General features: G+C 56.2%; 13 protein-coding genes. 4 read left to right on the top strand and 9 right to left on the bottom strand.

Annotated features, from left to right (window positions below; genetic code table 11):
* The 7 genes from M0974_RS13045 to M0974_RS13015 all read right to left on the bottom strand — a co-directional run.
* Nucleotides 1–479, bottom strand: a 479-nt coding sequence (locus M0974_RS13045) for a protoglobin domain-containing protein (protein ID WP_297837001.1), incomplete at its 3' end; no start/stop codon positions are given.
* 170 nt (nucleotides 480–649) lie between these two features.
* Entirely contained in the window at nucleotides 650–961 is a 312-nt protein-coding gene (locus M0974_RS13040; RefSeq protein WP_297836999.1) for a hypothetical protein, read from the bottom strand.
* A 184-nt stretch (nucleotides 962–1,145) separates the two neighbouring features.
* On the bottom strand, nucleotides 1,146–2,390 hold the full coding sequence (locus M0974_RS13035) for a CaiB/BaiF CoA-transferase family protein (RefSeq protein WP_297836996.1): 1,245 nt from the start codon (nucleotides 2,388–2,390) through the stop codon (nucleotides 1,146–1,148).
* A 20-nt stretch (nucleotides 2,391–2,410) separates the two neighbouring features.
* On the bottom strand, nucleotides 2,411–3,727 hold the full coding sequence (locus M0974_RS13030; RefSeq protein WP_297836992.1) for an MFS transporter: 1,317 nt from the start codon (nucleotides 3,725–3,727) through the stop codon (nucleotides 2,411–2,413).
* 61 nt (nucleotides 3,728–3,788) lie between these two features.
* On the bottom strand, nucleotides 3,789–4,805 hold the full coding sequence (locus M0974_RS13025; RefSeq protein ID WP_297836990.1) for an acyl-CoA dehydrogenase family protein: 1,017 nt from the start codon (nucleotides 4,803–4,805) through the stop codon (nucleotides 3,789–3,791).
* Nucleotides 4,806–4,814: 9 nt separating this feature from the next.
* A complete protein-coding gene (locus M0974_RS13020; RefSeq protein ID WP_297836988.1) occupies nucleotides 4,815–5,957 on the bottom strand; it encodes an acyl-CoA dehydrogenase family protein in 1,143 nt (380 codons plus the stop codon).
* A 10-nt stretch (nucleotides 5,958–5,967) separates the two neighbouring features.
* Nucleotides 5,968–6,432 carry a MaoC family dehydratase gene (locus M0974_RS13015; RefSeq protein ID WP_297836986.1) on the bottom strand — a complete coding sequence of 155 codons (465 nt, stop codon included), beginning with the start codon at nucleotides 6,430–6,432 and terminating at the stop codon, nucleotides 5,968–5,970.
* Between the two features lie 105 nt (nucleotides 6,433–6,537).
* Between M0974_RS13015 and M0974_RS13010 the strand changes: the two genes are divergently transcribed.
* From M0974_RS13010 to M0974_RS13000, 3 genes are all read left to right on the top strand, one after another.
* Entirely contained in the window at nucleotides 6,538–7,263 is a 726-nt protein-coding gene (locus tag M0974_RS13010) for a LysR family transcriptional regulator (protein ID WP_297836983.1), read from the top strand.
* 914 nt (nucleotides 7,264–8,177) lie between these two features.
* Nucleotides 8,178–8,879 carry a glutathione S-transferase N-terminal domain-containing protein gene (locus tag M0974_RS13005; protein WP_076030804.1) on the top strand — a complete coding sequence of 234 codons (702 nt, stop codon included), beginning with the start codon at nucleotides 8,178–8,180 and terminating at the stop codon, nucleotides 8,877–8,879.
* Nucleotides 8,880–9,128: 249 nt separating this feature from the next.
* Nucleotides 9,129–9,692, top strand: coding sequence for a TetR/AcrR family transcriptional regulator (locus tag M0974_RS13000; RefSeq protein WP_218429190.1), 564 nt, complete (start codon nucleotides 9,129–9,131; stop codon nucleotides 9,690–9,692).
* Nucleotides 9,693–10,026: 334 nt separating this feature from the next.
* On the opposite strand, the gene M0974_RS12995 is transcribed toward M0974_RS13000, so the two are convergent.
* Together M0974_RS12995 and M0974_RS12990 are read right to left on the bottom strand one after the other, a co-directional pair.
* The gene (locus M0974_RS12995; RefSeq protein WP_297836965.1) at nucleotides 10,027–10,386 is read right to left on the bottom strand and encodes a hypothetical protein; all 360 of its coding nucleotides are present in this window, start codon (nucleotides 10,384–10,386) and stop codon (nucleotides 10,027–10,029) included.
* A 265-nt stretch (nucleotides 10,387–10,651) separates the two neighbouring features.
* A complete protein-coding gene (locus M0974_RS12990) occupies nucleotides 10,652–10,813 on the bottom strand; it encodes a DUF2986 domain-containing protein (RefSeq protein WP_297836963.1) in 162 nt (53 codons plus the stop codon).
* 376 nt (nucleotides 10,814–11,189) lie between these two features.
* Between M0974_RS12990 and M0974_RS12985 the strand changes: the two genes are divergently transcribed.
* Nucleotides 11,190–11,477 carry a DUF3303 family protein gene (locus M0974_RS12985; protein ID WP_297836961.1) on the top strand — a complete coding sequence of 96 codons (288 nt, stop codon included), beginning with the start codon at nucleotides 11,190–11,192 and terminating at the stop codon, nucleotides 11,475–11,477.
* Nucleotides 11,478–11,919: the final 442 nt, after the last annotated feature.

Below are 11,919 nucleotides of genomic sequence, written 5' to 3'. Positions count from 1 at the left end.
ATGGCCAAGGTCATGTCGAAGAACACCGCCTTCAACAGACTTGAGTAAAGAGTGGCTTGGTCACTGTTGTCGAACACGCTTGCAAGCATGTCGTCAAGGTATAGACGGTAGCTACCCAGGTACCACTTCAACTCCAGGCCGACCTGTTGGTGGATCACACCGATGCGCAGACGGCCGTTGACGTAGGCGTCATCGTAAGGACCGCCCCACAAACGCTGGTAATACTCGGCTTGACTGTGCTTCAGGCGAGCCGTGACCTCCGGCACACGAAGTAGCGCAGACGGCGTGGGAAATTTCGCCAGGTGACGGTACAAATGATCGATGAAAGCCTGCTGAGCTGGAGCCATCTGCTGAGCTGCTGAGCCGAGCCGCTCGGCATCTTCGGCACTCCAGTCGAGAAAGCGGAAGCGCTCGACGATTTCCTCGTGATCGAGACGGATACGCCTGAGCAACTCCGTCAGATCTTTTGTCACCTTCATTCTCACGCCCTGTGATTGTACAGATGTCTTTTTGCTGACAAAAAAAAACGCCGCGACAACGAGTTCTTAACCAGAACTCGTTGTCACGGCGTTTCGTCTTTCAGGCCCAATGTCCTGCTCGGCAAAACCGGTTCCCGCATCAAACGGAACCTACTGATGGCATATTTACATCAATCTGGATTATCTGGCAACTGTTCTAGTAGTGCTACCAAGCGCCGCCGTAGCAGCCCCAGTTCGCGAGATTTGAAGGCGTGTCGGGTCAGCTCCAAAACCTCGGTAGCTTCGAGCAAAGCGACCTGTATCCGCCCAGCTGACCCCAATTGAGCGTCACCGAGCCAGCGGCAAAACGGCGCGACACTGCAATCAGCCGGCGCGCTCAGTACCTCGCAATCTGGAGCTATGCGAGCCAACAGTTGGCGCAGCTGATCGGTCAGTTCAGGGTCGTTGCAGATAACTCGGGCGGTCTGGTTGGACTCGTGCATCAAACTGCATCCCCATGAGGTTGATGCTTTGTTTACAACACCATCCGTGACGTTCTATTGATTAAAATCAATGTTGAAACCGATACGATGGATTTTCTACATAACATTTGACACTCATCACTATTCCTTCCACCCGGGGATCGCCTCTGCCCTGCTCCAAGATACTTATGGGTCACCCTGCCCCTCACAGGCCCAGGACGCCTTTCACGGCTAGGCGAGTCAGTGTCTCGTCGTCAAACTCCAGGGTCCGCTGCAGAACGCTCGCGGTGTCCTGAGCGAAAGCCGGTGGGGCGTAGCGATAGCTTGCCGGGGTGGCGGAAAACTTAGCCGGAAAGCCGATCACCGTTACTTCAGTGCCGTCGTCGCGACGCAGCCGGTGAAGCATGTCACGGGCTTGGACCTGAGGGTCTTCAAGCGCTTGTGCAATGCTGTTTATCGGACCGCCTGGTACACCGCTTTGCGCCATCCGGGCCAGTAGTTCGGCCGCTGGCCACTTCGCGATGCTGTGTGCCAGCTGCAATTCCAACTCTTTACGATTCTGGCTACGCCCTGCATTGCTGCGGTACCGTGGATCGTCACCAAGGTCTGGGCGATCCAGCAACTGACACAGCGACTGGAACTGTCCATCGCCTCCGCAGGCCACGAGGATGTAGTCGTCGGCTGCGGCGAAATCGCGGTAGGGAACGACGTTGGGGTGAGCATTGCCGAGCCGCCCTGGCACCTCGCCGCCGACCAGGTAGTTCATGCCTTGATTCGCCAGTAACGATACTTGGCAATCGAGTAACGCGCAGTCAATCGCCTGGCCTTCGCCGGTGCGCGTGCGGTGATGCAACGCCGCCAATATCGAAACCGTGGCATATAGGCCGCAGAATAGATCGCTGGCCGGGATGCCCACCTTCAACGGTCCGGCACCGGGTTCGCCATCCGGCCGGCCAATCACGCTCATCAAACCGCTCATGCCTTGTACCAAAAAGTCATAGCCACCACGCTTGGCGTAGGGTCCGGTCTGGCCAAAACCGGTGATCGAACAGTAGATCAGTTTGGGGTTGATCGCCTTCAGGCTTTGATAGTCGAGGCCGTAACGAGCAAGGGTTCCAACTTTGAAGTTCTCAATCACAATATCGGCCTTGGCCGCCAGTTTGCGGATGATTTCCGCGCCTTCCGGTTGAGCGAAGTCGACCGCAATAGCTTGCTTGTTACGGTTGGTGCAAAAGTAGTAAGCGGCATCCCAGGGCTGGTCACCACTTTCCAGGAACGGCGGTCCCCAGCCACGAGTGTCGTCGCCTCGGGCAGGGTTCTCGACCTTGATGACTTCTGCGCCGAGGTCTCCGAGTATTTGCGTAGACCACGGGCCGGCCAGTACGCGAGACAAGTCCAATACCCGGATACCAGCCAAGGCCCCGGGCGCGAAGGATGGGGAGTCGTTCATCAGATATTCCTTTCAAGATTTCAACGCAGGGACTTGCCACAGGTTTCTGGCATACGCCAGAACGCGATGAGGCTGACCAAGGCGGCGGCGGACACATAAAACAGAAACCAATCGCCATGGCCCAGGCTCTGCAACCACGTCATGAGATAGGGTGTGGTGCCGCCGAAGATCGCGACCACCAGGTTATAGGGCAGCCCGATACCCAAGGCACGAACGTCGGTACTGAACAATTCGGCCTTCACCGCTGGGGCAATCGATGAATACAGTCCGTAAAACAGCAAGCCGAACAGCTCCACTGCGAGGATGGTGGTGAACGAAGCATCTATCAGCGATACCACGGGATACAGCAACAATAGGTAGCCAAGAGCGAAGAGGATTAATTGCGGGCGGCGACCGAAACGGTCGGAGAGCATGCCGAACAACGGCTGAGAAATCATGAATATAGCCAGTGCCAGCGTGCTGGCGGCATACGCCACGGCAGGTGTGGCGCCCGACGTGCGAATCGCATGCACCGGGATGTAGCTGACGAACAAATAAAAGCCGAAAGCACCCAACAAGCTGATACCAACCATGCGTTTGAGCGCTTCTGGGTGATCGCGCCACAGGGTGCGCAGTGGATGGCGCAGCGGCGCGCTGTTAGCTTTCTGTCTTACGAATGCTTCCGGCTCAGCCACGCTGCGGCGCAGCCACAGCCCGACGAAGCTACCCAGGGAGCCAATTAGAAAGGGAATGCGCCAGCCGTAATCGAACATCTGCTCCTTGCTCAACACCGACGTCAGTAACCATGCCAAAGCGGAGGCGAACAGTAAGCCCAACGCGATGCTGAAGAACATGAATCCCGAGTAAAAACCGCGCCGCGATGGGGGCGCAGATTCTGCGAGAAAGGTTGCCGCAGCGCCATATTCGCCACCCACCGACACGCCTTGAACCATCCGCGCAAGCACCATCAGAATCGGTGCGGCAACGCCGATGCTGGCATAGGTCGGCAGCAAACCGATCAGCAGCGAAGGCAGGGCCATCATCAAAATGGTAAGGGTGAGCGCCGCACGGCGTCCCACGCGGTCATTGAACAAACCGATCACCAGGCCACCCACCGGCCGCATTGCAAAACCCACCGCAAACACGCCGAAAGTTGCCAGCAACGCGGAGGTTTCACTGTCCGACGGAAAGAACTGCGGACCGAAATAGAGTGCGAAAGCGGTGTAGATCGACCAGTCGAACCATTCAATGGTGTTGCCGATACTGCCCGCGACAATCGGTCGCCAGGCAGTCGCCAGTGTAAGGGCCGGTGTGGCGTCAGTGTGTACGCCAACTACCGGAGGTGCGATGTTCGCCATGTGATGAGCCTCAATTGTGATTTTTATTAGGCATCTTCGAGAAAGCGTGAGCGTGGGCGAGTTAGCCAGGCTCGGTGAGCGCGCGCATGAAGTCGAGCACAGGAAGCTCACTGTCGAGCAGCGCTTCGCCCAGGCGCCGCTGCCAGTAACGTTCGCTACCGAATTGCAGACGCCATTCATGCAGGCGTCTGGTATGCAGCTGGAGATCGTATTCTTCGGTAATACCAATAGCGCCGTGCACCATGTGACCAATGGCAACGATGTTGGGCACGGCTTGGCTGGCACGCGCTTTAGCGAGCGCTGCAAGGTGAGGGTCTACTTGCAGATCGGTGCCGCGCAAAGCCAGTTGCGCAGCCATTCGCACCGCGTAGACCTCTTCTGCCAAGACCGACAACTGCTGCTGCACGGCCTGAAAGCGGCCGATAGGCTTGCCGAACTGGCTGCGCTCAGCGGCATACGCCAGCGACAGTTGAAGCACACTTCGCGCCGCGCCAGCGATCAACGCGGCGAAAATGGCTGCGCCAATGGCCTGCCAGTCGTAGCGGTGCTCAAGCTTCAAAGTGCCCACGGGTATTGCGGGCCAAGCCAAGTCGACGCTGAGGCTCCGCTGCTCTACTGATGTTGCCTGCTGGGCGCCGTACATCGACAGCAACCAGGCATCGTCGCCCAGCACAACGAGAACCCAATCCACGACGGTGCCAAACGCAACACCGGAGCAGATCACTCCGGCGCCTATCCGTTTCCCACACGCCAACCCGATAGCGCCTTGCGGAATGCCATGACCTTCGCGAGCCAATGCTGCGCGCACCCACAGAGTGGTCGCTAGCGCCAAGGGCAGAGCGCAGGCGCCGCAGGTTTGCAGGACCTCCCCTGCCGTTGCCAGATCAGCACCCGCGCCACCTGCATTTTCATCCACCAGTAAGTCAGCGAACCCGCTATCGACTACCTTTTGCCAATCAGTGGCAATAGCTGCACCTTGGTCAGCTACACCCTGTTCAAGAAGCCGCACCTGCTTGCTATCGAAAGTCGCCCCCAGCCAGTCGCTGAAAGCGTCACAGACGAAATGATCGATACTCATGTGTGGCTCCTAACGTAGGTCCAACCCGCGAGCGATAACGCCACGCAGAATTTCACGTGTGCCACCACGCAGGGAGAACGCTGGCGATATCTGGCACAGATAATCCAAGGTGCGGCGCAGTAGCGCGGGTGGTGGTTCACTGTCCGCGCCTATCGCATCAGCGATCAGCAACGGCACGGACTGCTCGAAGCTGGTTCCCAAATCCTTCACCAGCGCCGCCTCGATCACCGGGCTGTGGCCGGCAACCAACCGCCCGGTAACCGCCAATGACAAACCGCGCAAGGTGGTTAGTTCGGCAAGTAGCCTGCCGAGCAGCACCGCGTCATCGCGACAACCGCGCTGACGTAGCCAGGCAAGCCAGGCATCCAACAGCACCAGGCTGGAATACAGCCGTTCCGGCCCGCTGCGCTCAAACGCTAATTCGGCGGTTACTTGCTGCCAGCCTTGGCCTTCGCTGCCAATCAGCGCCTCGGCAGGGAGCCGGACATCGTGGAAGAACACTTCGGCAAAATGCGCGCTGCCAGTCAAATCGCGAATGGGCCGAATATCAATGCCCGGCGTGGCAAGGTCGATAACCAGTTGCGAAAGTCCGCGGTGACGGTCCTCCGTACTGCCAGAGGTACGAACCAACGCAATCATGTATTGGCTGTGCTGGGCGTAGGTGGTCCATATTTTTTGGCCGTTCAGCAGCCAACCATCGTCATCAGGCTGTGCCCGACTGCGCACGCTGGCGAGGTCCGAACCGGCCCCCGGTTCGCTCATGCCGATACAGAAGAACGCCTGGGCTCGACAAATGAGTGGCAGATAAAACGCTTTTTGCGCCTCGCTACCGTAGCGAAGAATCAACGGGCCGCTTTGTCGATCAGCAATCCAGTGCGCCGCCACCGGTGCCCCGGCGCAGAGCAGTTCTTCTACGACCGCAAACCGGGCGAAAGCATCCAATTCGGCGCCGCCATAAGCTTTCGGCAGGGTCAGTCCGACCCAGCCACGAGCAGCCAGGGCCCGACTGAAATCGGCGTCAAACCCTTGCCAACTGCGAGCGCGTATATCGGTGGGGTAAGCGGCCATGTGGTCCCGCAGAAAGCTGCGCACTTGCTCGCGCAGTTCAGCGTGAGCCGACGGTTCAGGTACAAAATCCAAGGCTTCAAGCATCGGTGTTCCCTTAGGCTGGCTGACCGGCGAGCAGGCGCTTGACCGAGTATTCCATCACCGTCACGGCGTTCTGGTTGAAGACTGTGACCTGTTGCGTGACCACGGCACGACCCGATTTTGAAGTGGGCCGGATGTCGGTGATTTCCACCACTGCATACACGCTGTCATTGACCAGCACCGGTGCCTTGATCACCTGATGCAGCTCCAGCAACGCCAGACCGACATTCTGTAGCAGCGTCTGCATAAGGATGCCTTCGATCAGGCTGTAGGTAAGCGCAGAGGGCACCGGCCGACCGCCTTTGATGGCTCCGGGAAAGTCTGCGTCAATGAAGATCACTTCGGTTTGCCCCGTCGCGCCAATAAAATTGACGAGGTCAGCTTCGGTCACTGTGCGACGAAAGGTCCGAAAGCGCTGGCCCACGTCCAGCGCTTGCCAGAAAGGGCCCTGACCGAGTAATGGAATCTCGTTATGCATGCGGGTGGTTCCCAATGTTGTAGTTATTGAGAAAGGAGACTAGCGACGGACCATTTCATTTTCTAATATTGTTTTCCGTCAGTTTGATATTGGATCGGTATCAATATGGATGTTCGTCAGTTGCGCCAGTTTGTCGTGCTAGCCGAGACGCTCAATTTCCGCCGCACAGCAGAGCTGCTGCACATGTCTCAACCGCCCTTGTCGGTGGCTATCCGCAAGCTTGAGGACAGCTTCGGAATGCCTCTGTTCGAGCGCTCTACTCGACATGTGAAGCTCACCGAGGCTGGGGATGCTGCGCTGGAAGACGTGCGCAAAGCGTTGTTTCACCTGGACCAAGCCCAGCGTCACGCGCGTGAAACCGTTGAAGGCGTACGGGGCCTGCTACGGGTGGGGTGCGTGGGTTCGGCGACCTTGTCACTGATACCGCGCATTCTTCCGAGTTTTCGCCAGCGCTATCCCGGGATCGAGCTGGTGCTGCGGGACTACCCGTCCAATCGCATCATCGAGGAAGTCGAACGCGGATTGCTCGACGTCGGACTGGTGCGCTCGCCAATCATCGATCGCTATCAGGTCTCCAGCGTGCTGCTAGAGGCCGATCGCCTGATCGCGGTGGTACCAGCCGGCAACGTGCTTGCCACGCGCCAGCAGATCGCCTTGGCCGACCTGGCTGACTCACCGTTCGTTTCCTACTCTCGCGAAGAGGCCACCGGGCTGCATTATGCCGTCAGCAGTGCGTGCCAGGCGGCCGGTTTTATCCCTCGAGTGGTGCAGGAAAGTACGCAGATTCAAGCAACCATCAGCTTGGTCGCTGCCGCCTGGGTGTGGCTTTGATTCCATCGCTGCACGGCCGCAGGGTGGTAGACGGCGTGCATTTTCTATCGCTGACCGACGCTAGCCTCGGACCAGATATCGGCCTTTCTTTGATTTTTAGTACACAAACCGAAACGCGTATTTCTCGAGCATTTCGATCAACCTGTATCGAAGTCATGGCTCATGAAGTTCCCATAAGCGGTGGGGATTGATAGTTCGGAATGCGGTAGAGCGGATTACTGGGTGCCGTTGACGCGACTGCTGAGGTTTCTATTCGGGCTAAGTGCAGCGTCATCCAAGGCATCGGCCCAGCTGTAATTTAGGGTGATCCGCTGTCCTCTTGGACGATGCGATGTCCGCAATGGGTCCAGGCTGTGTGGAAACGCATGTACCGTTTTGACGTCTGCGTTGCTAGGTAAAATCTGCCAGAGCCCGATTAGTGAGCGGACTTGGGTTTTGTGTGAGAGCGATTTTTGTTGCGATCCCGGCGGTCTAAGGCGCTGTAAAACGTTTTCACATAGTTTGGGTCGATTGCTGCATGTCGCAACAGGCAGAAAACGGCCAATAGCTGACTGTCGAATAATCATCGAAAATGACTCAAATAGATAACCGTCCGGTAGACACGTCTTGACGAATTCATCTTAGGGCGACGGCGTGAACAAGGTGCCCTTGTTGACGATTGCGGTGGGTGGTCAAGTCCATGCACTTACGCAGCGGGGATAAAGCGAGTGAGCCTCGCGACCGATGTTAGGTTGCGCGCCCTTTCCCGCTGAAGCGAGCGATTCACCTCAATCGAACCAATGCAGGCAGACCCCCCCATAAAAAAATTTACCTAACGATCGTTAGATAGGTGTTGACGCGCATCGAATCGTCCGCTAAGGTTTGTCTACCTAACGTTAGTTAGATGGCTCAACCACCAACCTGTAGGATCGACCATGACTACTAAACTTCAGCTTTTCACTTCGCCTTCGGCCTTTCCGAACCCACAGCGTCTGCGTCTGTTCATGCACGAAAAAGGCATCGCTGACCAATTTGCCGAGACCATCTATGACATGTCCCCTGTAGGCGAACAGCGTGGCTGGCGTCATTTGAATATGAACCCGTGGGGCGAAACTCCCACCCTCCAACTGGCTGACGGTAGCTACATTTCCGAAACGGCTGCCATCGTTCGTTATCTTGACCAAGAGTATCCAGGTCGCAAGATCATGGGAGAGACCGCACTGGAACAGGGTCTGGATAACATGTGGGATAACCGGGTGTGGGTGCACATCCTGTACCGCATCGTTACAGCGTTCCACGTGTTGCACACCGGACTCGGCTTCAAGCTAGAACTGACCAAGAATGAGGCTTGGGGCGAACACTGCCGGAAGGAAGCTTTGGCTCACGCTGCACTGGTCAATCGTCATCTGTCAGACGGCCGCGAATGGCTGCTCGGCGGAGATGCCCCGACCTTCTCGGACATTACCCTGGCAACCGCGATCGCCTTCTCGAAATTCCCGGTCAATGCCACTCCACTGGACGAGCGTTTTGAGTTCCTAGATGCGTACTGGCAGCGCTGGACAAAACGTCCAAGCTTCCAGGCTGCCTACGCTGATCACAACAGCGGCATTCCTGAGCTGGATTCGCCAGCCCAGTAACAGCTTCTCAATGGAAACTCCGGTACGCCGAGATCGCCACCCCCCTAGCTTTCTCGGTGACCGTAGTGATCTCGCTAGTGTCGGCTGGCGGTGCCGCTTGCTAAACCATGATGGAACGGCTTCTGCCTGAGCACCCAAGTCGCATTGAACTCACTGCTCTCACTGACAATCTACCTGTCACACGGTAGGCCTTTGCTGTAAATTAGCTTTCCCTATTTAAGAGATCGTCCCAAGACGAAAGGCACCAAGATGAGCGTCAACTCCAAGGAAGCCATCCTGTTGGCGGCCAAGAAAATTGCCCAATCGCAGGGCTACAATGGTTTGAATTTCCGCGACCTTGCGCAAGATGTAGGTATCAAAGCGGCGAGCATTTACTACCATTTTCCAAGCAAAGCCGATCTGGGTATTGCCGTTGCCAAACGATATTGGGAGGACGGTGCGCTCGCGCTCGAAATGATCGAATCAGAAAGTGCGTCTCCGATTGACGCTCTGCGTCGCTTTCCTGAAATTTTCCGCCGATCACTTGAGGCCGACAATCGTCTCTGCCTGGGTAGTTTCATGGGCGCTGAAACCGATACTTTACCCATTGAAATGACGCAAGAAATTCAGACCTTTGCTGATGTCAACATTGCATGGTTAAGCAAGCTTCTATTGGCTGCGAAGTTGTGCGAATCAAGTGAGAGTGAATCTAGAGCACGTGCAATTTTCGCAGCTATTGTCGGTGCCCAGCTCTTTGCTAGAAGTCGCTCGGATATCTCGCTTTTCGATGCCCTGGTCGATTCATACCGCGCGTTCGGACCTCTGCCGACCTAGCAACTGACTGCGACTCGGTTCGGCGAACGGGCGGCTTCGGCGCATGCGCGTCCAATGCGAAGCGGCGTAGCTGTTGCGAAATTGCACTCCACCTGACCACCTGATTACATCGGTACTGACCGCTCGATTGAACTGCACTTGACCAGGTGTTTGCATTCGATCTGCCAAGCACGCTTAGTAACCATGATCGACTGAGAGCTGCTCGTTGCTGTCGGTAGCGACAGGCAGAAATCGGCCAAGAGCCGTCATTGCTGTCAGCTCTCCGGTGGGAGTGGCAGCAACGCCTCTAAGCTGATCATTCCGCCAGAGCACAAGCGTAAAGCTGTTGGCTCCTTCACCCACCCGCAGGGCAGTTCGCTTTCGTGAAGCTCAACACGTTGGGTTCCGATTCTGCGTAACCCCAAGCTTTGATGGTGAGTTTACCGACGAGAGTATCGTCGCAGATCAATATGTCACGCGGTTGGTTGCCGCCGTCAAAACTGCACACTGCACCGTAGCTTTTATCCTTCATGCCTTCATAGAATACTTGTAGCATCAACCGACAATTCGAAATGCGCCCCTTCATTCCAAGCCGGATAAAGTCCTTTTCCCATTCCGCGCGAACTCCCTCAGTTTCGACGGGATCGTTAACAAGGCGGGCTTCAGACGAATTCAACCCAGACTGAACCGGTTGTGCTTCCGACGAATTCGGCAACAGCGTTATGTCCACAATGGCACAGGCTATGGCTAGCGTGAGATTGCATATTGAGTCGTTTAACATCTATGGCCCTAGTTGATGTGCGAAGGAGAAGTTGGCACCGAGCGTCTCCGTCAGCTCGGGGTCGACTTCTGCCTGTCGCGAAAGGCAGCAACCGAAAAGAGCGACGTTGAGCGCATTGTTAGGCCGCGCCCTAAGGGTACGCGCCCTCAGAGTGCCGAGCCCAACCGAATTTATAAATTCCGGTGGTGTTTAAAATAGATCAGCCCTCAGAGGAAACGATTGAGTCGTGACTGGATTCAGCAGCTAGCTCCAATCGGTCAGCTTTACTAATGTATTTAGATTTGCTTGACGGTGCCAGTTTGGCACTGGCCTTTTTCGCGTGGGCCTTTAATAACTGCTTTATCTTTTTACGACGATTCATGCTTTTCCACTCAGCTTGTAAATTCTTGAATGATATCAGCTTAAGATATTCACCCCGATCCCTGCGGCGCAGCTCTTGCTGCCCAACGTTTGAAATAAGCAGCGCCCAAGCAGGCCGCTACCCTAGCCTGCATTTCCTCTAACGCAAAATCAGTTTCCGTGACCTTTGGACTTGATGAAAAATCCACAAAAGCTTTCGGCGTGATCATCGAGCGTGCAAAGCGCGAGAACGCTGCTATTCCTATTGGTTGATGCATTCGTTTCAGGCGTGGTTGGCGAGGTAGGAATTCACGTGTGTAACAGGCGCATATCTGTGGCCTCGGCGCCCCGCAGATCGGCGTGGTCAACAGGTGCCGATCCCAGTTGGGAGGTGCGACATGCTTTTTATCATTCACTGGAGCATTGCCACGGAAAATCGCAACGCCGCCATGGCTCGATTCGCTAAAACCGGCGGCGCTCCACCCCCGAACCTGAAAGTACACGGCCGCTGGCATGCAGTGGGGCAGAATGTCGGTTTTGCGGTGGCCGAAACCGATGACCTGGCCTTGGTATTCAAATGGGTCCTGGATTGGAGCGACCTGATGTCTATGCAGGTTTACCCTGCAATGACCAACGAACAAGCCGCGCCTTTGCTCCAAGCGACCCTCAGCCAGGTGACCACCTGAACCTCGACACGCACCGCTGCGAGAAGAGGACCGGTGTTGTCTCCGGTCCTCGTGCTGCCGGTGACGACTGGCAGAAATCGGTCAGAAGCAGACGTTTCATGCCTCTATAAAATTAGGGGCGCCTCAGTTAGCTGACAGCAAGCCTTAAAAACCAGTTTCAGCCACGTGGGACACTCATCCGACAATAAGCGAGAGGGCCACAGATTTTGTGGCAGCCAATTTAGTCGATAAGGGCAACAGTAACCGACGATATTACGGGTTCTTTGACCTGGTCTTTTTTGACCGTGCTATCACTTTTGTCGAAGTTCCTGTGAACGCCCTGCTTACGCGGTCCAGCACGGGAGAGATAAGTTGCATCATTCTGTCACTCAGCAATCCGAGAACAAAACCAATAGCCAGCGCTCCAGGCGTGCTCGCCGTTACTTCCAGCGAAGTACCTCCT

Origin of the sequence: Pseudomonas sp., from assembly GCF_026224925.1 — a bacterium.
Classification (GTDB): domain Bacteria; phylum Pseudomonadota; class Gammaproteobacteria; order Pseudomonadales; family Pseudomonadaceae; genus Aquipseudomonas.
This window is presented reverse-complemented; position numbering and strand designations above follow the sequence as displayed.

What these genes read in the sequence shown, in the direction of transcription:
- M0974_RS13040 (WP_297836999.1), bottom strand. Translation starts at nt 961, where the DNA reads ATGCACGAGTCCAACCAGACCGCCCGAGTTATCTGCAACGACCCTGAA.
- M0974_RS13020 (WP_297836988.1), bottom strand. Translation starts at nt 5,957, where the DNA reads ATGCTTGAAGCCTTGGATTTTGTACCTGAACCGTCGGCTCACGCTGAA.
- M0974_RS12990 (WP_297836963.1), bottom strand. Translation starts at nt 10,813, where the DNA reads ATGAATCGTCGTAAAAAGATAAAGCAGTTATTAAAGGCCCACGCGAAA.
- M0974_RS12985 (WP_297836961.1), top strand. Translation starts at nt 11,190, where the DNA reads ATGCTTTTTATCATTCACTGGAGCATTGCCACGGAAAATCGCAACGCC.
- M0974_RS13005 (WP_076030804.1), top strand. Translation starts at nt 8,178, where the DNA reads ATGACTACTAAACTTCAGCTTTTCACTTCGCCTTCGGCCTTTCCGAAC.
- M0974_RS13000 (WP_218429190.1), top strand. Translation starts at nt 9,129, where the DNA reads ATGAGCGTCAACTCCAAGGAAGCCATCCTGTTGGCGGCCAAGAAAATT.
- M0974_RS13010 (WP_297836983.1), top strand. Translation starts at nt 6,538, where the DNA reads ATGGATGTTCGTCAGTTGCGCCAGTTTGTCGTGCTAGCCGAGACGCTC.
- M0974_RS13030 (WP_297836992.1), bottom strand. Translation starts at nt 3,727, where the DNA reads ATGGCGAACATCGCACCTCCGGTAGTTGGCGTACACACTGACGCCACA.
- M0974_RS13015 (WP_297836986.1), bottom strand. Translation starts at nt 6,432, where the DNA reads ATGCATAACGAGATTCCATTACTCGGTCAGGGCCCTTTCTGGCAAGCG.
- M0974_RS13035 (WP_297836996.1), bottom strand. Translation starts at nt 2,390, where the DNA reads ATGAACGACTCCCCATCCTTCGCGCCCGGGGCCTTGGCTGGTATCCGG.
- M0974_RS13025 (WP_297836990.1), bottom strand. Translation starts at nt 4,805, where the DNA reads ATGAGTATCGATCATTTCGTCTGTGACGCTTTCAGCGACTGGCTGGGG.